The sequence below is a fragment of the Arthrobacter sp. EPSL27 genome (genome assembly GCF_001512305.1).
Lineage (GTDB): Bacteria > Actinomycetota > Actinomycetes > Actinomycetales > Micrococcaceae > Arthrobacter.
In genome coordinates, this window is sequence record NZ_LNUT01000005.1 from 1,061,937 (window position 1) to 1,085,131 (window position 23,195).

The 23,195-nt window shown below is 67.4% G+C and carries 28 protein-coding genes; 12 read left to right on the forward strand and 16 right to left on the reverse strand.

The window, feature by feature from the left end:
• Positions 1-5: 5 nt before the first annotated feature.
• Positions 6-680 (reverse strand): pentapeptide repeat-containing protein, encoded by a 675-nt coding sequence (locus tag AR539_RS15820; protein ID WP_066438982.1) that lies wholly within the window; start codon positions 678-680, stop codon positions 6-8.
• Positions 680-1,138 carry an SRPBCC family protein gene (locus AR539_RS15825; RefSeq protein ID WP_066438989.1) on the reverse strand — a complete coding sequence of 153 codons (459 nt, stop codon included), beginning with the start codon at positions 1,136-1,138 and terminating at the stop codon, positions 680-682. The genes AR539_RS15820 and AR539_RS15825 overlap by 1 nt, the downstream gene beginning before the upstream one ends.
• Positions 1,139-1,272: 134 nt before the next feature.
• On the opposite strand from AR539_RS15825, the gene AR539_RS15830 reads away from it, so the two are divergent.
• Entirely contained in the window at positions 1,273-1,449 is a 177-nt protein-coding gene (locus AR539_RS15830; RefSeq protein ID WP_066438991.1) for a CsbD family protein, read from the forward strand.
• 346 nt (positions 1,450-1,795) lie between these two features.
• Here the strand turns inward: AR539_RS15830 and AR539_RS15835 are convergent, their stop codons facing one another.
• The 4 genes from AR539_RS15835 to AR539_RS15850 form a co-directional block, all read right to left on the reverse strand.
• Positions 1,796-3,256 carry an amino acid permease gene (locus AR539_RS15835; RefSeq protein ID WP_066438993.1) on the reverse strand — a complete coding sequence of 487 codons (1,461 nt, stop codon included), beginning with the start codon at positions 3,254-3,256 and terminating at the stop codon, positions 1,796-1,798.
• A 176-nt stretch (positions 3,257-3,432) separates the two neighbouring features.
• Positions 3,433-4,308 carry a metal ABC transporter permease gene (locus AR539_RS15840; RefSeq protein WP_066438995.1) on the reverse strand — a complete coding sequence of 292 codons (876 nt, stop codon included), beginning with the start codon at positions 4,306-4,308 and terminating at the stop codon, positions 3,433-3,435.
• A 3-nt stretch (positions 4,309-4,311) separates the two neighbouring features.
• A complete protein-coding gene (locus AR539_RS15845) occupies positions 4,312-5,115 on the reverse strand; it encodes a metal ABC transporter ATP-binding protein (protein ID WP_066438998.1) in 804 nt (267 codons plus the stop codon).
• Positions 5,112-6,077: a metal ABC transporter substrate-binding protein gene (locus tag AR539_RS15850; protein WP_066439004.1), complete on the reverse strand. Its 966-nt coding sequence runs from the start codon at positions 6,075-6,077 to the stop codon at positions 5,112-5,114. The genes AR539_RS15845 and AR539_RS15850 overlap by 4 nt, the downstream gene beginning before the upstream one ends.
• Positions 6,078-6,131: 54 nt before the next feature.
• Here AR539_RS15850 and AR539_RS15855 point away from each other — a divergent pair, with 54 nt between their 5' ends.
• The 5 genes from AR539_RS15855 to AR539_RS15875 all read left to right on the forward strand — a co-directional run bounded on the left by AR539_RS15855 (position 6,132) and on the right by AR539_RS15875 (position 10,522).
• The gene (locus AR539_RS15855; RefSeq protein ID WP_066439006.1) at positions 6,132-6,893 is read left to right on the forward strand and encodes a CPBP family intramembrane glutamic endopeptidase; all 762 of its coding nucleotides are present in this window, start codon (positions 6,132-6,134) and stop codon (positions 6,891-6,893) included.
• Positions 6,894-7,019: 126 nt separating this feature from the next.
• Complete coding sequence (locus AR539_RS15860; RefSeq protein ID WP_066439008.1) at positions 7,020-7,460, forward strand: VOC family protein; 441 nt, start codon at positions 7,020-7,022, stop codon at positions 7,458-7,460.
• A gap of 21 nt (positions 7,461-7,481) precedes the next feature.
• Positions 7,482-8,435 (forward strand): 1,4-dihydroxy-2-naphthoyl-CoA synthase, encoded by a 954-nt coding sequence (locus tag AR539_RS15865; RefSeq protein WP_066439010.1) that lies wholly within the window; start codon positions 7,482-7,484, stop codon positions 8,433-8,435.
• A 19-nt stretch (positions 8,436-8,454) separates the two neighbouring features.
• Positions 8,455-9,591 carry an AMP-binding protein gene (locus AR539_RS15870; RefSeq protein ID WP_066440086.1) on the forward strand — a complete coding sequence of 379 codons (1,137 nt, stop codon included), beginning with the start codon at positions 8,455-8,457 and terminating at the stop codon, positions 9,589-9,591.
• A gap of 49 nt (positions 9,592-9,640) precedes the next feature.
• On the forward strand, positions 9,641-10,522 hold the full coding sequence (locus tag AR539_RS15875) for a 1,4-dihydroxy-2-naphthoate polyprenyltransferase (protein ID WP_066439013.1): 882 nt from the start codon (positions 9,641-9,643) through the stop codon (positions 10,520-10,522).
• Between the two features lie 52 nt (positions 10,523-10,574).
• Here the strand turns inward: AR539_RS15875 and AR539_RS15880 are convergent, their stop codons facing one another.
• The gene (locus tag AR539_RS15880) at positions 10,575-10,883 is read right to left on the reverse strand and encodes a DUF4229 domain-containing protein (protein ID WP_066439016.1); all 309 of its coding nucleotides are present in this window, start codon (positions 10,881-10,883) and stop codon (positions 10,575-10,577) included.
• A gap of 175 nt (positions 10,884-11,058) precedes the next feature.
• Here AR539_RS15880 and AR539_RS15885 point away from each other — a divergent pair, with 175 nt between their 5' ends.
• Together AR539_RS15885 and AR539_RS15890 are read left to right on the forward strand one after the other, a co-directional pair.
• Positions 11,059-11,469, forward strand: coding sequence for a PLD nuclease N-terminal domain-containing protein (locus AR539_RS15885; RefSeq protein ID WP_066439021.1), 411 nt, complete (start codon positions 11,059-11,061; stop codon positions 11,467-11,469).
• A 119-nt stretch (positions 11,470-11,588) separates the two neighbouring features.
• The gene (locus AR539_RS15890) at positions 11,589-12,578 is read left to right on the forward strand and encodes a hypothetical protein (RefSeq protein WP_066439023.1); all 990 of its coding nucleotides are present in this window, start codon (positions 11,589-11,591) and stop codon (positions 12,576-12,578) included.
• Between the two features lie 147 nt (positions 12,579-12,725).
• Here AR539_RS15890 and ccsB read toward each other — a convergent pair whose 3' ends face one another.
• From ccsB to AR539_RS15915, 5 genes are read right to left on the reverse strand one after another with little or no spacing between them, the layout of a single operon-like run.
• Entirely contained in the window at positions 12,726-13,826 is a 1,101-nt protein-coding gene (gene ccsB, locus AR539_RS15895) for a c-type cytochrome biogenesis protein CcsB (protein ID WP_066439025.1), read from the reverse strand.
• Entirely contained in the window at positions 13,826-15,622 is a 1,797-nt protein-coding gene (gene resB, locus AR539_RS15900; RefSeq protein ID WP_066439028.1) for a cytochrome c biogenesis protein ResB, read from the reverse strand. The genes ccsB and resB overlap by 1 nt, the downstream gene beginning before the upstream one ends.
• Positions 15,622-16,377 (reverse strand): cytochrome c biogenesis CcdA family protein, encoded by a 756-nt coding sequence (locus AR539_RS15905; RefSeq protein ID WP_066439031.1) that lies wholly within the window; start codon positions 16,375-16,377, stop codon positions 15,622-15,624. The genes resB and AR539_RS15905 overlap by 1 nt, the downstream gene beginning before the upstream one ends.
• Before the next feature lie 13 nt (positions 16,378-16,390).
• Entirely contained in the window at positions 16,391-17,011 is a 621-nt protein-coding gene (locus tag AR539_RS15910) for a TlpA family protein disulfide reductase (protein WP_066439034.1), read from the reverse strand.
• 2 nt (positions 17,012-17,013) lie between these two features.
• Positions 17,014-17,679 carry a histidine phosphatase family protein gene (locus AR539_RS15915; protein WP_066439038.1) on the reverse strand — a complete coding sequence of 222 codons (666 nt, stop codon included), beginning with the start codon at positions 17,677-17,679 and terminating at the stop codon, positions 17,014-17,016.
• Positions 17,680-17,896: 217 nt separating this feature from the next.
• Between AR539_RS15915 and AR539_RS15920 the strand changes: the two genes are divergently transcribed.
• From AR539_RS15920 to AR539_RS15930, 3 genes are all read left to right on the forward strand, one after another.
• A complete protein-coding gene (locus tag AR539_RS15920) occupies positions 17,897-18,445 on the forward strand; it encodes a YceI family protein (protein ID WP_066439040.1) in 549 nt (182 codons plus the stop codon).
• A 169-nt stretch (positions 18,446-18,614) separates the two neighbouring features.
• Positions 18,615-19,277, forward strand: coding sequence for a hypothetical protein (locus tag AR539_RS15925; protein ID WP_231728635.1), 663 nt, complete (start codon positions 18,615-18,617; stop codon positions 19,275-19,277).
• A gap of 154 nt (positions 19,278-19,431) precedes the next feature.
• Entirely contained in the window at positions 19,432-20,250 is an 819-nt protein-coding gene (locus AR539_RS15930) for a hypothetical protein (RefSeq protein ID WP_066439043.1), read from the forward strand.
• A 75-nt stretch (positions 20,251-20,325) separates the two neighbouring features.
• Here AR539_RS15930 and AR539_RS15935 read toward each other — a convergent pair whose 3' ends face one another.
• Positions 20,326-21,021, reverse strand: coding sequence for a redox-sensing transcriptional repressor Rex (locus tag AR539_RS15935; protein WP_066440088.1), 696 nt, complete (start codon positions 21,019-21,021; stop codon positions 20,326-20,328).
• A 90-nt stretch (positions 21,022-21,111) separates the two neighbouring features.
• Positions 21,112-21,372 carry a glutaredoxin family protein gene (locus AR539_RS15940; protein WP_066439046.1) on the reverse strand — a complete coding sequence of 87 codons (261 nt, stop codon included), beginning with the start codon at positions 21,370-21,372 and terminating at the stop codon, positions 21,112-21,114.
• 111 nt (positions 21,373-21,483) lie between these two features.
• On the opposite strand from AR539_RS15940, the gene AR539_RS15945 reads away from it, so the two are divergent.
• Positions 21,484-22,302, forward strand: a complete 819-nt coding sequence (locus AR539_RS15945) for an HAD family hydrolase (protein ID WP_066439048.1) — start codon at positions 21,484-21,486, stop codon at positions 22,300-22,302.
• Positions 22,303-22,607: 305 nt separating this feature from the next.
• Here AR539_RS15945 and AR539_RS19125 read toward each other — a convergent pair whose 3' ends face one another.
• Positions 22,608-22,706 carry a 30S ribosomal protein bS22 gene (locus AR539_RS19125; RefSeq protein WP_003792170.1) on the reverse strand — a complete coding sequence of 33 codons (99 nt, stop codon included), beginning with the start codon at positions 22,704-22,706 and terminating at the stop codon, positions 22,608-22,610.
• A 201-nt stretch (positions 22,707-22,907) separates the two neighbouring features.
• Positions 22,908-23,120 carry a helix-turn-helix domain-containing protein gene (locus AR539_RS15950; RefSeq protein WP_066439050.1) on the reverse strand — a complete coding sequence of 71 codons (213 nt, stop codon included), beginning with the start codon at positions 23,118-23,120 and terminating at the stop codon, positions 22,908-22,910.
• Positions 23,121-23,195 lie beyond the last annotated feature (75 nt).

Here is a 23,195-nt window from a genome sequence, read left to right on the forward strand (position 1 = left end):
CAGGGTTACGCGACGACGACGCCGAGGTGGCTTGCCATCAGCGGAGCCAGCTGGCCGAGCTGGTAGTCGTCAATCACCAGGCCGGCGAGGCTCTCGAGTCCGCTGATGACGCGGAAATCCGTGCCCCGGATGTCGAAGTCCTTGAGCCTGGCCCCGGCAACATCGAGAGTGCCGATGGTGCAGTTTTTCAGTGCCACCCTGGTGGCCGTGCAGGAGCCCAAGTCCAGTTCGTTGATGATGCAGTCGCTGATCTGCACGTCCATAAGCTTGGACCCGCGCAGATTCACGTAGTCCAGCTTGCCGCCGTCGATCCTGACGGACTGCCAGCCGCTCTCGTAAAGCTCCGCGGACCCCCAGCGGGGGTTGCCGATCTCGACGTCGCGCAGGCTGCTCCGCGCTGCCGTCAGCACCGGCGCGTACATGTCGGCCAGGATGCAGTCCCGGAACGTGGCGCCCCGAAGCTGCGTCTCGTTGAAGGAGACACCCTGAAAGTCGCACTCGGCGAAGTCTGCGCCGCCCAGGTCCAGTCCGTCCGCCGACGCGCGGCTGTACCGGACGCCGTCGTACCTCTCCCCCGGCTGGAAGTCCGGGGCCGGGTCGTCCCGGAGTTCGGCCAGCCGGACGGGGGTGAGCCGCGGGGCGGTGACCTTCGGCCCCTTGGAGGCTGCGCCGCGCGCCACTAGAGCGACTCGGCCTTAGCCGCGATTTCCGCCAGGTCCTTGGCGAGGGCCTTGCGGGTGATGCGCAGGCCCAGCCCGCCGAACAGCGCCATGGCCAGCTTCTGCATCCGGGAGGGGCTGGCGAGGTCGGCACCGAAGGTCATGGTCAGGTCGGTGCCGCCGTCGCGGTCAGCCAGTGACATGCGCGAGGTGTAGTCCGCGCCGTCCTGCAGTGCCTTGACCGTGGCGCTCCGGGGCGGGTCCGCCTGGGACACCCACATCTCCACGGTTTCCGACCGGCCCATCATCCTGCGGGTCTCTTTCCAGCGCGTGCCCTCGCCGTAGGGGCCGTCACTGAGCATCTGGATGGACTCGACGCCGGACAGCGTGGCGGCCGAGCCGGGAATGTCGGAGATGACGGCCCACACCGTCTCCGCCGGGGCGTTGATGTGCTGGGTCAGGGTGATCTTCTGGTCCATGGCATCGAGCCTATCCGGGGTCCGCGGCAGATTTCTTCTCTTCTGCGTTGCGAGACCTCTTGAAATAGTAAGCATGCTTTGTGTTAGTCTGAACAGACGTTGGATTTCAACCGGAAACGAAAGGTGTTTACACCATGGGTATCGGAGACAAGATTCAGAACGAAGCAGAGCACCTCGGCGGCAAGGCCAAGGAAGCTACTGGCAACGCCACCAACAATGACGAACTGCGTGCCGAGGGCCAGAAGGACCAGGTAGTCGCAGACGCCAAGAAGGTCGGCGAGAACGTCAAGGACGCTGTAAAGCGCGACTAGTCCTCACGTAAGACGGCGGCGTCGGATCTTCCTTTGGGGGATATCCGACGCCGCTTTTGTGTGTCCGGGCGGGTTGGGGGGCGCCGGGGCCTCCCCATTCTCCGCAAATGGCCGCCACCGCCAGCCAGCCCCACCCGATCACCACGAATGGCCGCCACCACCCGCCACGCCCCACCCATTTGCCACGAATGGCCGCTAACCCACCCCGGATAGCGGCCATTCTCGGTAAACCGATGCACCACCCCGCAGCCCACCGGCGCCCGGGCCCGCCCCCGCTTAAACCAACAACGGCGGGCACCCCACCCGGGGGCCCGCCGTCGTACGCGTTGGCGCGTGCTGGGAACTGCTAGTTGAAGAGCACGTTCTTCGGTTCGTTGTTCTTGACCTTGTGCCAGCCGAGCCACAGCAGCAGCGCGAAGAACGGGATGGTGGCCAGGGTCCAGAGGCCCAGGTGGAACACATCGCCGGACTTGCTGGTCATGGTGTCGAAGCCGATCAGCACCGTGATGACCAGCAAGGAGATGAGGCCGGCCCAGCTGGACCAGACGCCGCCCGGCGCCGGCAGGGACGAGACCTTGCCCTTGGTCTTGCGCAGCGCGATCTGGCTGGCGAAGATGGCGCCCCACGTGAAGATCACGCCGATCGACGCGGAGTTCAGCGCAAGGTCGAACGCGTAGGAGCCGCCCAGCCAGATGTTGAGCATGATGCCTACGAGGTAGACGCCGCCGATGGCCAGGATCGCCGCGTACGGGACGTGGCTCTTGGACATCTTGGTCAGCCACGTGGGGGCATGTCCATTGTTGGCCATGGTCCGGAAGATGCGGCCGATCGAGTACAGGCCCGAGTTGCAGGAGGACAGCGCGGCGGTGATGACGATCATGTTCATCACGTCGCCCATCCAGGCGAGGCCCATCTGGCCGAACACGGTGACGAACGGCGAGGTGCCGGCCACGTACTGGTCGGAGGGCAGCAGCATCGCCAGGAGCGTCACGGAACCGACGTAGAACACCACGATGCGGAAGACGACGGCGCGGATGGCCTTGGGAACTTCCTTGGCCGGGTCCTGCATTTCGCCGGCGGTGATGCCCACCAGTTCAATGCCGTTGTACGCGAAGATCACGGCGTTGAGGACCAGGATCATCACCAGCGCACCCTTGGGGAACATGCCGCCTTCGGCTGCGAAGAGGTTGTTCACCGAGGCGTTGCCGTCGCCCACCTGGGCGTTGGTGACCACCATGAAGGTGCCCACGGCCAGGAAGATCACAATGGCGCCGACCTTGAGCACGGAGGCCCAGAACTCGAATTCACCGAACGCCTTGACGCTCAGCAGGTTCACGCCCACCAGCAGCAGCAGGGCCGCGATGGCGGTCAGTTCCACCGGCACGTTGGGGAAGAAGAACTGGAAGTACAGCCCGATCGCGATCAGCTCGGCAATACCGGTCATGGCCCAGTTGATGAAGTACATCCAGCCGGACACATATGCGCCCTTCTTGCCGAACATTTCGCCGGCGTAGCTGACGAAGGAGCCCGAGGTCTGGCGGTACATGATGAGTTCGCCCAGGGCGCGCATCAGCAGGTAGGCGATGACGCCGGCGATGGCGTAGGAGAAGATCAGCGCCGGGCCGGTGGAGGCCAGGCGTCCGCCGGCACCCATAAAGAGGCCGACGCCGATTGCGCCGCCCATCGCGATCATGGTGACCTGGCGGCCGCTCAGGGACTTTTTGTAGCCCTCGGCGCTGAGAGTCGAGTCGACGACGGCGGGTTGCGCCGTAGGGCTCTTAAGTTCTGTGGGGGTGGTTGATGGCACAGGTGTTCCTTGTAGGTCGAGGTATGGCCGGGAAAGGACCGTGGATTCAAGTACACAAAATTCGGGCCAAAGCCCCCGGGAGGGACCAGGACATGTACCGAACCTCACAAGTGTCGAAGCTCGCGCGGCTCATCTATCGTACTAGCATTCAGGACCCCGGCGTGACCGGGGCAACATCAGAGGGCGGCCGCGGCCGCCTTTTTGCGGCGCGATTTCGCCAAACGGGTGCCGATCAGGCCCTGCCGCGGGCTGAAAAGATAGACGACGGCGAACGCTGCCCCCTGCGTCAGCACCACCATCGCGCCGGAGGCAGTGTCGAGGTAGTAGCTGAGGTAGATGCCGGCGATGGAGCACAGCGCGGAGATGGCCGGGGCGATCACCAGCATGCGGGAGAACCGGTCCGTCAGCAGGTAGGCCGTGGCGCCGGGGATGATGAGCATCGCCACCACCAGCACAACACCCACGGTCTGCAGCGCCACCACGGAGGTCAGGGCCAGCAGGCCCAGCAGCAGGGCACCCAGGCGCTTCGGGGACAGCCCGATCGCGTGGGCGTGCGTGGGGTCGAAGGCGTACAGCGTGAGGTCCCGCCGCTTGAGGATCAGGATGGCGAAGGCCACCACCCCCAGGACCAGGACCTGGATGAGGTCCGGGACGCTGACGCCCAGCAGGTTGCCGAAGATGATGTGGTTGAGGTCCGTCTGGCTCGGCGTGACGGAGATGAGCACCAGGCCCAAGGCGAACAGCGAGGTGAAGACTATCCCGATCGCGGCGTCCTCCTTCACCCGGCTGGTGCTGCGGACCACCCCGATCAGGGTCACGGCAATCAACGCGAACACCAGCGCCCCCAGGGCGAACGGCGCCCCGGCGATGTACGCGAGCACCACCCCGGGCAGCACGGCGTGGGAAACGGCGTCGCCCATCAGCGACCAGCCGATCAGCACCAGCCAGCAGCTCAGCACCGCGCACACAATCGCCGCGAGCGCCGTGGTGGCGAGGGCACGGACCATAAAGTCGTAGCCCAGCGGTTCCAGGAGGAGGCCCAGGAACTCCATGGCTCAGCCCCTGCCCGGCCGGTTCGAAACCCCGGGAACCGAAACCCCGGCGTCGGGAACGGCGGCGTCCGGGACGTCCCGGTTGAGGACGTCGAGGCCGAAGGCCATGGCCAGGTGCTCCGGCTGCAGCACAACCCCGGGCGGGCCGTGCATCAGCACCTTCCGCATAAGGAGCACGGCCTCGTCGCAGAGCTGGGGCAGCGCGTGGAGGTCGTGGGTGGAGACCAGGATGGTGCAGCCGTCGGCGGCGAGTTCCTTCAGCAGGCGCGTGATGGTGGCCTCGGAGCGCTTGTCTACCCCGGCGAAGGGCTCGTCCAGGAGCATCATGGTGGCGCCCTGGGCGATTCCGCGGGCGACGAACGCGCGCTTCTTCTGCCCGCCGGAGAGCTGGCCGATCTGCCGGCCGGCGAACTCTGAGAGCTCCACCCGGTCCAGGGCAAGGTCGACGGCGGCGCGGTCCGCCTTGGAGGGGCGGCGGGTGAAGCCCTGGTGCCCGTAACGGCCCATCATCACCACGTCGCGGACGGACAGCGGGAACTGCCAGTCCACGTCCTCGCTCTGCGGGACGTAGCCGATGCCGCCCTTTTTGCGTGCCTTGGCCGGCGGCTCGCCGTTGATGAGAACGCGACCGGCGTCGGGCTTCACCATGCCCATGATCGCCTTGAACAGCGTGGATTTGCCGGAGCCGTTCATGCCCACCAGCCCGCAGATCCGGGCGGGCTCGACGGCGAGGGAGGCGCCGTCGAGCGCCAGCACCTCGCCGTAATGGACGGTGACGTTTTCCACCAGGATGGCCGGAGTGCTCATGATGCCGCTCCCGTCAGGCCTTCGGTGATGAGTCTGGAATCGTGGCGGATGAGGTCCAGGTACGTGGGGACGGGACCGTCCGCTTCGGAGAGCGAGTCCACGTACAGCACCCCTCCGAATTCGGCGCCGGTTGCTTCCACCACCTGGCGCATCGGGGCGTCCGAGACTGTTGATTCGCAGAACACCGCCGGCACCCCGTTGGCCTTGACGAACTCGATGGCCCGGGTGATCTGCTGCGGGGTGGCCTGCTGTTCGGCGTTGACGGCCCAGATGTAGACCTCGCGGAGGCCGGCGTCGCGGGCCAGGTAGGAGAACGCGCCCTCGCAGGTCACCAGCGCCCGCTGCGCCTCGGGGACCGCCGCGAGCTTCTGCACCATCTCGTCCTGGACCGCCTGCAGCTGGGCCTTGTAGGCGGCGCCGTTGGCCTCGAAAACTGCGGCGTTGCCCGGATCCAGCTGCGAGAACGCCCTCACCATGTTGTCCACGTAGATCTGCACGTTGGCCGGGGACATCCACGCGTGCGGGTTCGGTTTGCCCTGGTAGGAATCCTCGCTGATGGACAGCACGTCCACGCCGTCGGTCACCACGGCGTGCGGGACGTCCAGGCCCTCAACGAACTGGGCAAACCACGCCTCCAGGTTCAGGCCGTTGTCCAGGATGAGGTCCGCTTTGGAGGCCTTGCGGATGTCCCCCGGCGTGGGCTCGTAGCCGTGGATTTCGGCGCCGGCCTTGGTGATGGACTCGACCTGCAGCTTGTCCCCGGCCACGTTCCGCGCCACGTCGGCCAGCACGGTGAAGGTGGTCAGCACCACAGGCTTCTCGGCCGCCACCCCCGGGCCCGGGGCGCTCCCCCCGCACGCGGCCAGGGTGAGGGCAAAGACAAGTGCGACGGCGGCTCCGGCGGTGCGGCGGCCAGCGGTTCGGGTGTCATCTTTGGCGCACCGAAACAAAAATTTAGGCATACCGAATATTGTACGTGCCGCCGGCTGTTCCTACACCGGCGCTAGGCTGGTGGCATGGGCACCGCTCTCCGCACACCACCCGCTCCGCGGCCGGAACTTTACCGGTTTTCGCGGCTCGACTTCGTCACCGCCAGCCTCTACGTGGCGGTGGCCGCCTTCTTCGCGGTAGCCGGCGGGCTGCTGGTCCCGCTGATGCTGCAACTCTCGCCCAACCCGGCCGTGGCCTCCTACACCGTGAACCTGCTGTTCTACGGCACCATCGGGATCCTGGCGCTGGCCGCCGTCCGCCGTGTGGCCGCCCGCGACCTCAGGGTCCTCGCCACCCGGCCGTGGTTCACCATGCTGATGGTCCCCCTGGCCGTGGTGGCCATGATGATCCTGACCGCGGTGTTCGTCTCGCTCACCGGGCAGCCCCAGACCTCCGCCAACCAGGCCGGCCTGCAGGCACTGATGCAGCAGGTCCCCGCCTGGCTGATGGTGCCGCTCCTGGTGGTGGTGGGCCCCTTCGTGGAGGAGTACATCTTCCGGCACCTGCTGATCGGCAAGCTGAGCCGACGCGTCAACGTCTGGGTGTGCTGCGGCCTGTCCATAGTGCTGTTCGCGGCACTGCATATCGTGGGCCAGGAGGACCTGAGCCTGCCCGTGCTGATGCCCTACCTCGCGATGGGCGCCGTGCTGGTGTTCGTATATGTCTGGACCGGCATGAACGTGATGTTCGCGTACTTTGTCCACGCCTCGAAGAACCTGCTGGCCGTCATTTTCATCTACGCCATCCCGCCGGAGCTCATGGAGCAGGTCCAGCAGATGCAGGGCTAGCCGCCATCGAGTGCGCAGTTCACGGCAGTACCGGGCGGAGACACTGCCGCGAAGTGCCAACTCGCGCAGGGGCGTGCTAAGCCCCACCCCCTACCGCCGCGCGCCCCGACGTCGTAGTTTCTACCCATGACACTGAACATCCAGATCGCCGTCGACTGCCGGGACCCGCACGAGCTCGCCGACTGGTGGGCCGAAACCCTCGAGTGGGCCGTGGAGCCGCAGGACGAGGACTTCATCCGCTCCATGATCGCGCAGGGGTACGCCACGGAGGCGGAAACCAAGCTGCACCAGGGCCGCCTCGTCTGGAGGGACGGCGCCGCCATCCGCCCGCCCGAGGACCTGGGCGTCAAGCCAGCGTCCCGCCGGATTCTGTTCCAGACGGCGCCGGAGGCGAAGACCGTCAAGAACCGCGTCCACTGGGACGTGAACCTGGCCGGCGCGGACAAGGACGAGGTGCGCGCGGCCCTCGAAGCGCGCGGAGCGACTTACCTCTGGACCGCTCACGAGGGGCCGCATTCCTGGCACACCATGGCGGACCCGGAAGGCAACGAGTTCTGCATCAGCTGAGCCGATTACTAGACTCGGACTGTGAGCAACCAAATCCCCGCCAAGGTATCGGACGTCTTTGACCCCACCCGCTGGCGCACTGTGTCCGGCTTTGACGACTTCCAGGACATGACGTACCACCGGCAGGTGGAGCGGTCCGCGGACGGCACCGTGGTGCGGGACCTGCCCACGGTCCGCATCGCCTTCAACCGGCCCGAGGTGCGCAACGCGTTCCGCCCGGGCACCGTGGACGAGCTTTACCGCGCCATGGACCATGCCCGGATGACCCCGGACGTCGCCACCGTGCTGCTCACCGGCAACGGCCCCTCCGCCAAGGACGGCGGCCACTCCTTCTGCTCCGGCGGGGACCAGCGGATCCGGGGCCGGGACGGGTACCGGTACGCGGAGGGTGAGACGCAGGAAACCATCGACCCCGCCCGCGCCGGCCGGCTGCACATCCTGGAAGTCCAGCGGCTCATGCGCACCATGCCCAAGGTGGTGATCGCTGTCGTCAACGGCTGGGCCGCCGGCGGCGGGCACTCGCTGCACGTCGTCTCCGACCTGACCATCGCCTCCCGCGAGCACGGCAAGTTCAAGCAGACCGACGCCACCGTGGGAAGTTTCGACGCCGGCTACGGCTCCGCGCTGCTGGCCCGCCAGATCGGCCAGAAGGCCGCGCGGGAGATCTTCTTCCTGGCCCGCGAATATTCCGCCGAGGACATGGTCCGGATGGGCGCCGTCAACGAGGCCGTAGACCACGACGGGCTCGAGGAGGTGGCCCTGGAGTACGCCGCGGACATCGCCCGGCAGTCGCCGCAGGCCCTCCGGATGCTCAAGTTCGCCTTCAACCTGGCCGACGACGGCCTGGCCGGCCAGCAGGTCTTCGCCGGCGAAGCCACCCGGCTCGCCTACATGACGGACGAGGCGGTGGAAGGCAAGGATGCCTTCCTGGAGAAGCGCGATCCGGACTGGTCCAGGTTCCCGTACTACTTCTAAGGCGACGCACGTGACTGCTGTGAACATCGAGCCTGCCCTCGCGGCGCTGGCCGCTGCCCTCCGCGGCGAGGGTCCCGCCGTCGAACTTTCCGCCGGGGAGGACGGCTCGCCGCTGGTGACCCTGGTGGAGACCGGCGTCGAGGACGCCGCCGTTGTGGTGCGGACCTCCGGATCCACGGGCACGCCCAAGGCGACCGTACTGCCCCTTGACGCGCTGGCGGCCTCCTCCATGGCCACCGCCCTGGCGCTCAAGGGCGAGGGCCAGTGGCTGCTGGCCCTGCCGGTGCAGTACGTGGCCGGCGTGCAGGTGCTGGTCCGCTCGCTCTTCGCTGGCACCCGGCCGTGGGCGATGGACATGTCCTCCGGTTTCACCCCGGAGGCGTTCACGGCGGCCGCGCTGGAGCTCACCGACAAGGTGCGCTTCACGTCGCTGGTGCCCACCCAGCTGCAGCGGCTGCTCGACGCGCCGTCGGCCGAGACGCTGGCTGTCCTGCGCCGCTTCAACGGAATCCTGCTGGGCGGCGGCCCGGCCTCCCCCGCCCTGCTCGATACCGCCCGCGACGCCGGCGTCCGCGTGGTGACCACCTACGGCTCCGCCGAGACCTGCGGCGGCTGCGTCTACAACGGCGTGCCGCTCGACGGCGTCGAGGTGAAGCTCGCCGAGGACGGACGCATCCTGCTGGGCGGCGCCACCATCGCCGCCGGCTACCTCGGGGCCCCGGACCTGACGGCGGAGGCGTTCGTGGAGGACGGCGGCGTGCGCTGGTACCGGACCAACGACCTGGGCGAGCTGGACGAGAACGGCAAGCTGACCGTCCTGGGCCGGGCGGACGACGTCGTGATCACCGGCGGCGTCAAGGTTTCCGCCGCGCATGTGCAGTCTGAGCTGGAACGGCTCGACGGCGTCCGGGCCGCCTTCGTCGCGGGGGTCCCGTCCGCGGAATGGGGCCAGGCCCTGGCCGCGTACGTGGCGCTGGCCGACAGCTCGCCGCAGGGCATTGAGGGCTTTATGGCGGGCGCCTCCTGGGCCCCGTTGCTGGGTGCCATGGCCCCGAAGACCGTCCTCGCTGCCGGGGACCTGCTGATGCTGCCGAACGGAAAACCGGACCGGCTTTCCATGACGGTTCGGCTCACCGAGCTGCATCAGGGAAAATAGAGACGCCGGGCACCCCCGGAGTTCGCCAAACCAACACGAGGTACTGAACGTGGCCACAGCCGCACAATGGATCCAAGGCGCCCGACTGCGCACCCTGCCGGCCGCGATCGCGCCTGTCCTGATCGGCACCGCGGCCGCGTACGAGATGGACTCCTTCCGTCCGCTCAACGCCGTGCTGGCCGCGCTGGTGGCGCTGCTGCTGCAGATCGGCGTGAACTACGCCAACGACTACTCAGACGGCATCCGCGGCACCGACGAGGACCGTGTGGGCCCGCTCCGGCTGGTGGGTTCCGGCGCCGCGAAGCCCGAGCAGGTCAAGTATGCAGCGTTCGCCGCGTTCGGGCTGGCGATGGTGTGCGGCCTGGCCCTGGTGATCCTCTCGCAGACGTGGTGGCTGATCCTGGTGGGCATCGGCTGCGTCCTCGCAGCGTGGGGCTACACCGGCGGGAAAAACCCCTACGGCTATATGGGCCTGGGCGACCTGTTCGTCTTTGTGTTCTTCGGCCTGGTGGCCACCCTCGGCACCACGTACACGCAGGCGGGGCAGATCAGCCTCGCCGCGATCATCGGCGCCATCGGCACGGGCCTCATCGCGTGCGCGCTGCTGATGGCCAACAACGTCCGCGACATCCCCACCGACCGGAAAGCCGGGAAGAAGACCCTGGCCGTGCGGCTGGGCGACAAGCATGCCCGGGAGAGCTACGTGCTGATGCTGGCCGTCGCGATCCTGCTGCCGATCGTGCTGGCCCCCAGCCGGCCGTGGATGCTGATTGTGCTGCTGCTGATCCCGGCCAGCCTGATGCCGTCCTGGCTGATGATCTCCGGACGCCGCCGCAAGAGCCTGATTCCGGTGCTCAAGCAGACGGGGCTGATCAACCTCGGCTACGCCGTCCTGTTCTCCCTCGGCCTGGTGCTGAGCCACGGGTTCTAGGGGTTTCGGGGCTGCCCTGGGGCTTGGAGTCCCCCGGCGCCCCTATTAGCTCTTAGGAGTCTTTGGGCCGGCTGTCGGTGTGGACGGTGATGTCCGGGTGCTTGTCGACCAGGCGGTCCTCGGCGTCGGCGTCATCAATCTCCCCGGCGCTGCGCAGCGGCTTGGCCTTGCCCGAGAAACGCTGGTGCAGGTTCGCGGCGGCAGCGTCCCGCTGCTTCTGGAAGAACAGGAAGCTGATCGCGAAAGCCATCATGCCCGCGCACAGGGCGGCGAGCAGCCAGCCGAGCTGGAGCCAGACGAACAGCGCAAACAGCGGCACAAACAGTGCCAGACGGATCAGGGAGTATTTCAGGAAAGCCACGCTCCAAGTTTAGCCGTCCGGCGCCGCACCGGCCCACCAGGGGTGCATCTCCCCGCCTTCCAGCCAGGCCTCCCGCCCGGGCCGGCAGCCGGGCCGGCACTCGGGGTAAGGCTCCGGCGGCAGAGACCGGTGACTGGGAGAAGCCGGACGGGCGCCCGACGGCTAGACTGATTACATGCTCCGTGTAGTGGTTGTTGTCGCCGTTCTCGTCGTATTTGTCTACGGACTCATCGACCTGATCCGCACTGACCCGCGCCAGACCAAAGGCATCTCGAAACCGGCCTGGATTGTGGTGCAGATTGTCCTACCGGTGATCGGCGCCATTCTGTGGTTCCTCATCGGCCGCCCCCGCGGAACAGCTCCCTCGAGCGCCACCTACAGCCATCCGATCGCGCCCGACGACGACCCGGACTTCCTGCGCAACCTCGAGATCCGCCGCCGCAAGCAGGCCGAGGCCGACAGGCTGAAGAAGCTCAAGGACGAGCTCGACGCCAAGGAACGCAAGGCCGCCGAGGGCCAGCCGGACACCGAATCGGGCGACCCCCGCGGCAGCGGCGACACGCAGGGCACCGACGAGGTCAAGTAACCGCCGTCCCACTCCCGGCATAAGCCGCGCCTGTTCGCGGCCGCCTGCGACCGGCCCTACTCCTCCTCCACACTGTGGATAACGTCCGGGCGCCCTTCCGGCGGGCGCAGAATGCTCGTATGCACTTGCCCAGCGAGCTTCCCCCGCAGCTGAAAAACCAACCTTTCACCGTGGCCGAGGCCCGGGCGGCCGGGCTGAGCCGTCGTCGGACCCGCGCCCGGGACCTCGCCGCTCCGTGCCACGGCGTGCGCGCCCCGGTACCCACTCTTGACAGCTTGCTGGAACGGCTGCGTGCCCTGACCGCCGTGACGGGCGCTGTGGTGAGCCATCTGTCCGCGGCGGTGCTGTGGGGCTTCCCGCTGCCGCTGGCGCTCGTGAATCCGGCGCTGGTCCACCTGACCAGCGTTTCGGGGCGGCGGGCCGTGCGGTACAGGGGCGTCGTGGGCCACCAGCTATCGCTTGAACCGGATGAAATCGTGGCGGGAGCCTGGGTGCGCTGCACGTCCCCGCTGCGTACCTGGTTCGACCTCACCGGCATCCTCAGCCTCGACGATCTGGTGATCGCCGGGGACTTCCTGGTGCGCCGGCGCGGCCCGCTCACCACGCTCGATGCCCTGGATGCGTTCCTCGCCGGGAAACGGGGGCGGACCGGCTACCGGCGTGCCCTGCGCGCCCGGTCGCTGATGCGCGCCAACACGGACTCCCCCAAGGAAACCGAACTCCGGTTGCTCCTGGTACGCCATGGCCTGCCCGAGCCCGCCATCAACGTCCCCCTTCTCGACCAGACCGGAGGGTGGATCGAGGACCCGGACCTTTCCTACCAGCGGGAAAAGATCGCAATCCAGTACGACGGCGGGCATCACGCCGATCCGGCCCAGCGCCGCAGCGACATCTTCCGGGATGAAGCCGCCCGGGATGCCGGCTGGCGGGTTATCGTGCTGACGCAGCGGGACCTGGAACCCGGGCCAGCAGGAAGGGAGCCCTCGGCCGTGATCCGGGTACGCGCGGCGCTGACGGAGCGCGGCTGGACCGCGAAAGCCGGCCGGAGTTCACAGCGCAACACGGCACCGCCTGACCACGGCCACCCATTTGCCACGAATGGCCGCTAAGCGGGGTGGTTTAGCGGCCACTCGTGGCGAATCGACGAGGCTCGCGGACCGGCACACACCACCCGTTTGCCGCAAATGGCCGCTAAACGGGGTGGTTTAGCGGCCATTCGTGGCAAATCGATGAGCGGGGACTCCCGGCGAGGGTGGTTACAGCCCCGAGTAGGAGTGCAGGCCGTTGAAGAACTGGTTCACGATGGTGAAGTTGAAGACCACGCAGAGGTAGCCCACAATCGACAGCCAGGCGGCGCGGGTTCCGGTCCAGCCACGGGTGGCACGGGCGTGCAGGTAGCCGGCGTAGACCACCCAGATCACGAACGTCCAGACTTCCTTGGTGTCCCAGCCCCAGAAGCGGCCCCAGGCCTTCTCGGCCCAGATGGCGCCGAACATCAGCGTGAACGTCCAGCCGACAAACGCGATGGCGTTGATCCGGTAGGAAAGGTTCTCCAGGCTCAGGGCGTTGGGCACCAGGCGCATGAAACCCAGCTTGTCGGCGCCGCCGGCCGCGATGGTCTTCTGCCGGTGCGACTGGACCAGCTGCAGGGCGGACATCGCAAAGGTCAGGGTGAACAGGGCCGAGGACAGCACGGCGATGGAGACGTGGATGATCAGCCAGTAGCTCTGCAGCGCCGGAACGAGGTGACCCACCGGGGTCCAGTACGCCACGGAGGCGGCCACCAGCATGACGATCGCCAGCCCCACCACGAACGTGCCCAGGAAGCGCAGGTCGCGGCGGACCAGCACCAGCAGGAAGACGGCCACGGCCACGAACGCGCCCGTCGTCAGGAACTCGTACATGTTGCCCCACGGCACCCGGCCGGCTCCGATGGCCCGCGTGATGACGCCGGCCGCGTGAATGGCGGCGCCCAACACGGTCAGCGCGACGGCCACCCGGGCGGGGACGCGGCGTTCGGCGGCGTAGCGCATGTCGCCGTCGGCGGTCAGCCCGATGCCTGCGGCATTCCCGGCGCCGCCGGCCGACGTCGGGCGTTCGGCCCGTCCCGCCGGTCCGGCCACGTCCGCCTCAGCCCGGTCAACGGCACCTGCGGAGGCCCCGACGCCGGCAGCCACGGGAACGCGGGCGGCGTCGGCACCCGAGAGCTCGGCGGCCTTCAGGTCAACGGCGCGCAGCGTCTTGCTGCTCTTGGCAAGGTCCCAGGCAAACGCGATGAAAGCCACCGTGTAGGTGCCGGCCGCGAGGAGCATAAACAACTCGCTGTACTGGCCCATGGTTTCGTTGATGGGGAGCATTACTGATCCTTCTTTGACTCGGAAGAGCCTGCTGATGACGGGATGAAGTCTGCTGTGGGGTTGCCGGGGAGCGTGGCGTCCGCCCGGCCATTATCCGCTGTTCCGCTGGGAGCAGACTGGGAACCGTCGTCGAGCTTCCAGGCGCCGGCAAGCAGCTTCCGGATCGCGGCGGACTCGCCCGCAAGCCGGTGGTCCTCGCCGCGGGCCAGCAGCCCGTACTCCACCATGGTGCGGCCGTCCTCGTGGGTTCCGGTGCGGACCCAGACGCGGCGGCGGTTCACGTACAGCGACGTGACCAGGCCGGCCACCGCCAGGAGCGCAAAGATCAGCGCGTACAGCTGGCCGGGGTTGTGGTGGATGTCGACGCCGATGTAGCGCTTGACGCCGTCGAAGCTGATGGAGCCCTTGCCGTCGGGAAGCGTGTAGCTGGTGCCCGGGGCCAGGCTGATACCGCCGACGTCGAGGTTGCGGGCGTTGAGCGGCGTGAGTTTCTTGATGTCCATCTCGAAGACGTTCTGCGGGGCGCCGCTGTCCAGTCCAAGGTCGCCGTAGAACGAGTTCAGGGTCAGCCTCGGGTTGAACAGCTCGGGATCACCGCTGTAGGACACGCCTTGGTCTGTGACCAAAGCCGTGGGCAGGAAGAATCCTTGGAATCCGAGCTGGTCCGGCTTGGCGTCCGGGACCTTGATGACCACGGAGGAGTAGTAATTGTCGCCCTGCAGCTTTGCCACCACGGGGCCCTGCAGGGCGACGTTGCCGGCGCCGTCGCGGATGGTGACCACCGGGGCGTAGCCGTTGCCGGTGAGGTACATGCTGGTGCCGCCGAGGGTGAGGGGGTCGTTGACCTTCAGCACCTCTTTCTGGGCGGGTGCGTCCGGGGATTCCTTCGTGGTGACGTCGGCCTTGAAGTCGATGGGCTGGCCCACCTTGCCCTGGGATTCCCGGTCGAAGGTGATCTGGAACTTGTCCAGCTGCACCGAGTAGGGCTGCAGCTGGCTGCTCTGGAAGTTGGTTCCGGGCGAGAACTGGTCGTATCCGACCAGGGTGTTCACAAACGTGTCGCCCTCCACGAGGATGCGCTGTCCGCTGTATCCGAACAGGCCGCCGATGGCGACAGAGACGAGCACCCCGATCAGCGAGGTGTGGAACACCAGGTTTCCCACTTCGCGCAGGTAGCCGCGTTCGGCACCGAGCGACGGCCGGGCGCCGTCGGCGTCGCGGACGTCCACGCGGTAGCCGCGCTTCTTCAGCAGCCCGGCGGCGTCGGAAATGGCGCTCGACGCCGGGATCCCGGCGTCGGCGGGGATCACCAGTGTGCCGTATTCGGGCAGCCGGGACAGCCGGGCGGGGGTGCGCGGCGGCTGCGACCGCATGGCCTTGTAGTGTGCGATGGCGCGCGGGACGACGCAGCCGATCAGCGAGATGAACAGCAGGATGTAGATCGCCGAGAACCACACCGACGAGTACACATCGTAGAGCTGGAGCGCATCGAGGATCTTGCCGTAGTCCGGGTTGTCCTTGATGTACTGCGTGACGTTGGCGGGGTTGGCCGGGCGCTGCGGGAACAGCGAGCCCGGAACGGCCGCCACCGCGAGGAGCAGCAGCAGGAACAGGGCCGTGCGCATGCTGGTCAGCTGGGTCCAGGCCCAGCGGAGCATGCCCATCGGGCCAAGCGCGGGCAGGACAGCTTCAGCCTTCGCCGCCGCCACGGGGCTGGCCGGCGTGGCTGCCTTAGTGCCTGTGCGCTTGCTGCCGTTGGCTGGGAGGTTCTTCTTTTCGTTCACTCGCTCGCTCATCAGATCGGCAATTTCACATCGGTTTGGAACCAGTACTGCAGCTCAGAGACCCAGGTCCCCCACACGCCCGTGGCCATCAGCACGCCCAGCCCCACCAGGATTCCGCCACCGATGCGCTGGATGGCGAGCCGGTGCTTGCGGAAGAAGGACATCACGCCGATCCCGCGGCGCACGGCCAGGGCTATGAGCAGGAAGGGGATGCCCAGGCCCAGGCTGTAGACGAACGCCAGGAACGCCCCCTTGGCCGCCGAGGATCCGCCGGAGAGGCTTAGCAGCTGCACGGCCGAGTAGGTGGGGCCGATGCACGGCGCCCAGCCCAGGCCGAACGTGATGCCCAGCAGCGGGGCGCCCCAAAGCCCGGCCGGCGGCTTGGACTGGATTTTGGCGTCGCGCTGGAGCCAGCCGAAGCCGCCCATGAACACCACGCCCATGATGATCACCAGGATCCCCAGGACCTGCGTGATCCAGGCGTTCTCGGAGCCGGTGATCAGCGTCCCCAGCTGCCCGAACGCGCCGCCCAGCAGCACAAAAATCACCGAGAAGCCCAGGACAAACAGCCCGATGCCCGCCAGCATGCGGCCGCGCTTCTGCTTCTGGAGGTCGACGCCGGTCAGTCCCGTGACGTAGCCCAGGTAACCGGGTACCAGGGGCAGCACGCAGGGCGACAGGAAGGAGACCAGGCCGGCCAGCAGTGCCACGGGGATGGCAAGCAGCAGCGATCCGCTCAGGATGGCTTCGGCGAAGGGGCTGTTCACGGCGGCGGCTCCGCTACTCGGCCACGGCGGCGGCGATGAGGGACTTGAGGGTGCCCTTCTGGATCTCGCCGAGGACGCGGGACGCCACGCGGCCCTGCTTGTCGAGCACCAGCGTGGTGGGCACGGCCCCCGGAGGAACCAGCCCGGACACGGCCAGGAGCACGCCGCCGTCCTTGTCGTTGAAGCTCGGGTAGGTCAGGTTGAAGGTCTTGTCGAACGCCTCAGCGGCGGCCTTTTCGTCGCGGAGGTTCACGCCGAAGAACTGCACGCCCTGGCTCTTGAATTCCTGGTGCAGTGCCTCCAGCGACGGCGCCTCGACCCGGCAGGGCGCGCACGCCGCGAACCAGAAGTTCAGCACGGTCACCTTGCCCTGGAACGCCTCGGCCGTGACGGTGGTGCCGTCGAACAGAGTGCCCTGGAGGGTCACGGGGCTCTTGCGGTCCCCGACGGCGAATTCGGTCACGGAGCCGTCGCCGGCCACGTAGTTCTTGTTGTCACCGGCCCGGGCCTGCTGCGCCAGGGCATCTTCCTTCGCGCAGCCGGAGAGCCCCAGCACGACGGCGAGGGCCCCGCCGCCCGCCGTCAGGAAGCTGCGGCGGGAGACGTTTGATGCGTTGGGGTTGTTGCTGTTCATGCTCAGGCTCCGGGGGTGCTGGACGCACCGGGGAGTAGGGCGGCCGCAGGCTCGCTGTAATCGACGCGCAGGAGGTTCCCGCCGTCGTCGAACGTCAGCGACGTGACCGAGGTGAGGGTGCATTCCCGCTTGCGCGGATCGTGCCAGAGGGGCTTGCCCTCGGCACTGAGCCGCGTGGCCCAGATGGGCAGCTGGTGGCTGACGAGGATGGCTTCAGCGCCCTCGCCCCCGAGTTCGATGGCCCTGAGCCGGGCGTCCTGCACCGCGGCCATGACGCGGGCGGCCTGGTCCTTGTAGGGCTCGCCCCAGGACGGCCGGAACGGGTTGCGCAGCATGGGCCAGTGCTTCAGTTTGAGGATCTCCGCCTTGTCGACGTGGAGGCCCTCGAAGTAGTTGGCGGCCTCGATGATGCGGGCTTCCGTGGCGATCTCAAGGTTGAGCGCCTCGGAAATGGGCTGCGCCGTCTCCTGCGCGCGGGTCAGCGGCGAGGCGGCCAGGTGGACGATCTTTGCGCCCTGCGCGGACCGTTCACTGAAGTGCTCCGCGAGCATCCGGGCCATCTCCCGGCCCAGTTCGGAGAGGTGGAATTCGGGCAGCCTGCCGTACAGGACACCTTCGGGATTGTGGACCTCGCCGTGGCGGAGCAGATGAACAGTGGCTGGGGGCATGTGTACCAGTTTCTCAAAGGGCAGGGGCAATGACGAAATCTTCTACAAGAAGTAGAACTGAGGAGTTTTGAAAAATGTTCCCCGGAGTTGGAATAAAAGATGCAAATGCATGTTTATACTGGGTGAAGCAGTTAGTTGAGACTTCAACGAATGTGGCTTCAACTAACGATCAGAGCATCACCACCGGCAGTACCCACCCGACTCAAGGAGAAACACCATGGCACTCCCCGCCAACGTCACCACCGGAACCTGGACCCTGGACAACTCGCACAGCGAGATCGGCTTCACCGTCCGCCACGCAGGCATCAGCAAGGTCCGCGGCCAGTTCAAGGACGCCGAGGCCACCCTGGACCTCGCCGAAAACGTGGCCGACTCCAAGGTCAACGCCACCATCAAGACCGCCAGCTTCGACTCCGGCGACGTCAACCGCGACGGCCACGTCCGCGGCGAAGACTTCTTCGACGTCGAGAAGTTCCCGGAAATCTCCTTCGTCTCCAACGCGATCGTCCCCAAGGGCGACGCATACGAGCTCCAGGGCGACCTCACCATCAAGGGCGTCACCCGCCCGGTGGCCCTCGAGACCGAGCTCCACGGTGTGGCCGTCGATCCGTTCGGCAACACCCGCGCCGGCCTCACCGCCGAAACCACCATCAGCCGCAAGGACTTCGGCCTGACCTGGAACGCCGTCCTCGAAGCCGGCGGCGTGCTGGTCAGCGACAAGGTGGGCATCAACCTCGAACTGGCCTTCATCGCTCCCGCTGCCTAGTCAGCAACATCCAGCCGGTCCCCGACCCGCAGCAGGCACCCCGTTCCGTCCCCGCGACGGAACGGGGTGTTTTGCTTGAGCGGCGGGCGCGTCCGGGGCGTCCCGACATGCTCCGCAACACGCTCAGATTCCATCGATACCGGCACTTTCGCGGTCTAAAGTGAGTGCCATGAGCAACCCCAATGAGGTACCTCCGCAGCAGCAGCCCGGTGCCCAGCCGCCTCGGCAGGGCAATGTTCCGCCCGCAGGTTCCGTACCTCCGGGCTACCAGCCCCCGGGCCAGCAGGCCTACCAGCCGCCGCCCGGCCACCAGGCCGGCTACCAGGCCCCGGGCCAGCAAACCGGTTTCCGCTTCGAAATGCCTGCGGACCGGCCGCGGAACTTCTACGACGCCATGCCCAGCGGCGGGTTCTCCGGCATGTTCACCGTGCCGCAGATGCCGACCGAACTGAAGGTCGCTTACTGGATCTGGCTCATCGGCGGGTTGCTGGGCCTGCTGGGCGGCGTGATCGGCCTCTTCGGGGCTTTTGTGCTGCTGGCCGTGGTCCCCGGCATGGGGCTCCTGGTGCTCCTGCTGGTGCTGGTGGCCCTCGCCCTCTCCGCAGCACAGGTCATCCTCGCCATGAAGATGAAGGAGGGCCGCGAATGGGCCCGCTTCGCGCTCACGATCGTCGCGGGAATCTCACTGGTGCTGGCTGCCCTCAACGCCGGCGCGGCGGACGGCCGGGGAGGCGGCAGCTGGCCGGGCTTCGTCATCAGCCTCGTGGCGACGGTGCTGATGTGGCTGCCCAACTCCCAGGCGTGGTTCGCTTCCCTGCGGGGCCGTTTCTGACCCTGGGCACGTAGCCCGGCGGTGCCGCGAGAATACCTCTCCGGAATGATCCCTCCGGGCGCCGCTGCGCGGTACGGTGGACTTAAACCATGCTGGGGGCAGGGCAGGACGCTGTTTCCGGTATCCGAACCAGACCGCCACGCAAAGGAACGCCATGAGCATCCCGCCAGTCCCGCCGTCGAACCCGGACTCCCCCAAGCCGGGTGAACAGCCGGAGCCCCGCTACGGCCAGAACGCCCCCCAGTACGGGGAGAACCCGCCGTCGGCTCCGCAGTACGGCCAGAATCCGCCGTCGGCACCGCCGCAGTACGGCCAGGCCCCGTCCGCGCCGCAGTATGGCTCGAACCCTCAGTACGGCCAGCAGGCGCCGCAGTATGGCCAGAACCCCCAGTACGGCCAGCAGGCACCGCAGTACGGCCAGAACCCGCCGCAGTACAACCAGCAGGCCCAGCCGTTCGGGCAGCCCGCGTATGGCCAGTCGCCCTACGCCCAGTACCCGTCCGAGCAGCCGCAGGCCACGTCCGGCATGCCCAAGCTCGTCAACACGGCCTTCTGGCTCATCGTCGCCTCCGGAGTGGTGTGGATCCTCTCCCTGCTGATGGCGCTCGGCACGCTGGACTCCCCGGAGATGCGGAACATGTTCGAGCAGCAGATGGCCGGCAGCGGCGCTGACATCCGCTACGAGGACATGCGGGGCGTCCTGGTCGGCAGCATCCTCGTGTTCGCCCTGATCAGCTCCGGACTTTACGCGCTGGTCGCCCTGAACGTGCGCAAGGGCAAGAACTGGGCCCGGATCCTCGGCACCGTTTTTGCCGCCCTGTCGATCTTCAGCATTTTCCCGCTGAGCCTCGGCACCCTGGCGGTCCTCCTCGGCATCGCCGGCATTGTGATGCTGTACCTTCCGGCCGCGGCGCCGTACTTCAGCAAGCGCCAGCCGTTCGCCAACCCCTACGGACAGCCGGGCCGGTACTAACCAGCCCGTTCTGCCCGGACGATAAAGCCTGGTACCGACGCTGAGGGCGCGGGAGCCGGAGGAACCGACTGAAAGCTAGTCGGCATCTTCCGGGTCCTGCGCCCTTTGTGCGTGGTACGCCAGGATCTGCAGTTCCGTGGCCATGTCCACCTTGCGCAGGTTGACCCCGGGCGGCACCTGCAGCATCACCGGGGCAAAGCTCAGAATGCTGCGCACGCCGGCGGCCACCACCCGGTCGCAGACGTCCTGGGCGACGGCGGCCGGCAGGGCCAGCACTACCATGTTGGCTCCGGTCCGCTGCAGCACCGGCTCCAGGTCGGCGGCGTCGCTCACCCGCAGCCAGCCCACTTCGCTGCCTACCACCATCTGGTCCGCATCGAAGATCGCGACGATCTCGAAGCCGCGGGATTCGAACCCGCCGTACCGGGCCAAAGCCTTGCCCAGGTTGCCGGCACCGACGATCGCGACCTTCCAGTCGTGCGTCAGGCCCAGCGCGGCGGCAATATGCCGGTTGAGGTATTGAACTTCGTAGCCGACACCGCGTGTCCCGTAGGAGCCGACGTAGGAGAGGTCCTTGCGCAGCGTGGAGGGGCTGACGCCCGAGGCTTCGGCGAGCGATTCGGAGGAGACCCGGTCAATGCCTTCGGAGAGCAGTGTGGTGAGGGCGCGCAGATAGATGGTCAGCCGGGCCACGGCCGCGGGCGGAATCTGCTTGGAAGCAGGCCCCGTTCCCCCGGGCAGCGCGTCAGGGGATGAATCCAGCGAAGTCACTATCTGCTCCATTGAGTCGCGTTGTGACTTCCACTCTAGAGCCCCCGCAGTTCAGCAAACAAAGCAGCGGCTGCCAGCCGCCACGCCGCTTCAGGCCTGCTGGCCCAGCGCCCGCCGCAGCGTCCGTTCCAGCCGGGCCTCGTCGATCTTCCAGAAATCGCGCTGGACGCCGTCCACCAGGACCACGGGGATCTCTTCCGCAAAGCGCTCCCGCAGGTCAGCGTCGTCGTCCACGGACTGTTCCCGCCAGCTGATCCCCAGTCCCGAGGTGACGCGTTCGACGGCGGCGCGCGCCGCCGTGCAGAGGTGGCAGTCAGCTTTGGTGATGAGGACGACGTCGGGATGCGGCATGGGTCCACGGTAGCCCGGCCGGGCCTCCGCCGTCGACGCGCCGGGAACATCCGCGGCGCTGCCACGGCCCGGGCGGCGGGAACCTGCCCCGGCGTTGACTAGACTCGTGGCATGCCCGAAGAGAAGTTCGCCGCCGTGGTCACCGAGCCCGCTGCAGCCCCGCAGCACGGCGAAGCCGCGTTCTTCGACGTCGACAACACCCTCATGCGGGGGGCCAGCCTGTTCCATGTGGCCCGGAAAATGCACCAGCGCGGCGCCTTCACCATCCCCCAGGCGATCGGGATCGCCTGGAAGCAGCTGATGTTTGTGCTGCGCGGGGAAAAGATGGATGACGTGCACGCCGTCCGCGACACCGCCCTGGGCCTGGCCTCCGGTTTCACCGTTGAGGACATCGAGGCCCTCGGCCAAGAGGTGTACGACGAGATGATCGAATCCCGGATCTGGCCCGGCGCCAAAGCTCTGGCCGAGCAGCACCTCCGCGTCGGCCGCAGGGTGTGGCTGGTGACGGCGACGCCGATCGAGGTGGCCACCGTCATCTCCAGCCGGCTGGGCCTCACCGGAGCCCTCGGCACCGTGGGTGAGATCGAGGACGGCTCCTACACCGGCCGGCTGGTGGGCGAGATCCTGCACGGCCCGGCCAAGGCGGTGGCGGTCCAGGCGATGGCCGAGTCCGAGGGGCTGGATCTGGCCCGGTGCTGGGCGTACAGCGATTCACGCAACGATATTCCGCTGCTGAGCATGGTGGGCCACCCCGTCGCCATCAACCCCGATTCCGGCCTCCGCCGCCACGCCCGCGACCACAACTGGCCGGTCTACGATTTCCGCTCCGGCCGGCGCGCAGCCACCCTGGGGCTCAAGGCCGCCACGGTCGGCGGCGCCATCTACGGCCTGTGGCGCGGGTTCTCCCGCTTCCGCGGCCCCACAGTCTGACCCCGGACCGACCGGGCCCTCACCGCACCAACCCCGCACCGGACTGAACCTGCGTCGACCAGGCCTGCGCCGGCCCATTCCCGCTGCGCTTCCTGCTGGACGCTGCGCTTCCGGCCGGGCGCTACGCGTATCTGCGTAGCGTGGGTTCGAAAGCGTAGCGCCCAGGTCAACCCGCGTCGGTCGTACCTACGCGCGTCGCCAGTCTGAACCCGCGTCGGGACGGTGAGCCCGCGCCTGGCGCACGACGGAAATGAAAATGCCCGCCGCCTGGAAGGCAACGGGCATTTCCATGAAGTGAGGTAGCTCTACTTCTTATTGCGACGCTGGTGGCGCGTCTTGCGAAGCAGCTTGCGGTGCTTCTTCTTGGCCATACGCTTGCGACGCTTCTTAATAACTGAACCCACGAAAGTTCCTTACCGGCTAGATGCAGTACCTGCCTGTTGGGAAGGGTCCGCGGGCTTAGCAGCAGACTGCACAACTGACAGGTTCTTACAATGACGTAAAACGTTCCTTAACAGGGTACCGCCTATCGGGGGCACACCACGACCGCGAGCCCGTTCCGGCGCCTGCTGGCACTGATTCCGGCCGCAGAAGACGCGGGGACCTCAGGCTGTTTCCGAGTTCCCGTCCACCACAGCACCCTTGAGGTACTGCTCGACGGCGGCCTCCGGCACCCGGTAGGAGCGCCCGAAACGCACGGCGGGCATCTCTCCGGAATGGACCAGGCGGTACACGGTCATTTTGGACACGCGCATGACCTCCGCGACTTCGGCCACGGTCAAGAAGCGTGCGTTGGAGAAGTTAGCCTCCGGAGACATGTCCCTATTCCTTTGCTCAAGCGAACGGCAGCCTTATCAGAACGACATGGCGGTGTGCCGATGCTGAGCCATCAA

Coding starts and splice junctions, on each gene's coding strand:
- AR539_RS15825 (WP_066438989.1), bottom strand. CDS start 1,138: ATGGACCAGAAGATCACCCTGACCCAGCACATCAACGCCCCGGCGGAG.
- AR539_RS15830 (WP_066438991.1), top strand. CDS start 1,273: ATGGGTATCGGAGACAAGATTCAGAACGAAGCAGAGCACCTCGGCGGC.
- AR539_RS15840 (WP_066438995.1), bottom strand. CDS start 4,308: ATGGAGTTCCTGGGCCTCCTCCTGGAACCGCTGGGCTACGACTTTATG.
- AR539_RS15845 (WP_066438998.1), bottom strand. CDS start 5,115: ATGAGCACTCCGGCCATCCTGGTGGAAAACGTCACCGTCCATTACGGC.
- AR539_RS15850 (WP_066439004.1), bottom strand. CDS start 6,077: ATGCCTAAATTTTTGTTTCGGTGCGCCAAAGATGACACCCGAACCGCT.
- AR539_RS15855 (WP_066439006.1), top strand. CDS start 6,132: ATGGGCACCGCTCTCCGCACACCACCCGCTCCGCGGCCGGAACTTTAC.
- AR539_RS15860 (WP_066439008.1), top strand. CDS start 7,020: ATGACACTGAACATCCAGATCGCCGTCGACTGCCGGGACCCGCACGAG.
- AR539_RS15885 (WP_066439021.1), top strand. CDS start 11,059: ATGCTCCGTGTAGTGGTTGTTGTCGCCGTTCTCGTCGTATTTGTCTAC.
- AR539_RS15890 (WP_066439023.1), top strand. CDS start 11,589: ATGCACTTGCCCAGCGAGCTTCCCCCGCAGCTGAAAAACCAACCTTTC.
- ccsB (WP_066439025.1), bottom strand. CDS start 13,826: ATGCTCCCCATCAACGAAACCATGGGCCAGTACAGCGAGTTGTTTATG.
- resB (WP_066439028.1), bottom strand. CDS start 15,622: ATGAGCGAGCGAGTGAACGAAAAGAAGAACCTCCCAGCCAACGGCAGC.
- AR539_RS15910 (WP_066439034.1), bottom strand. CDS start 17,011: ATGAACAGCAACAACCCCAACGCATCAAACGTCTCCCGCCGCAGCTTC.
- AR539_RS15915 (WP_066439038.1), bottom strand. CDS start 17,679: ATGCCCCCAGCCACTGTTCATCTGCTCCGCCACGGCGAGGTCCACAAT.
- AR539_RS15920 (WP_066439040.1), top strand. CDS start 17,897: ATGGCACTCCCCGCCAACGTCACCACCGGAACCTGGACCCTGGACAAC.
- AR539_RS15925 (WP_231728635.1), top strand. CDS start 18,615: ATGAGCAACCCCAATGAGGTACCTCCGCAGCAGCAGCCCGGTGCCCAG.
- AR539_RS15930 (WP_066439043.1), top strand. CDS start 19,432: ATGAGCATCCCGCCAGTCCCGCCGTCGAACCCGGACTCCCCCAAGCCG.
- AR539_RS15940 (WP_066439046.1), bottom strand. CDS start 21,372: ATGCCGCATCCCGACGTCGTCCTCATCACCAAAGCTGACTGCCACCTC.
- AR539_RS15945 (WP_066439048.1), top strand. CDS start 21,484: ATGCCCGAAGAGAAGTTCGCCGCCGTGGTCACCGAGCCCGCTGCAGCC.
- AR539_RS15950 (WP_066439050.1), bottom strand. CDS start 23,120: ATGTCTCCGGAGGCTAACTTCTCCAACGCACGCTTCTTGACCGTGGCC.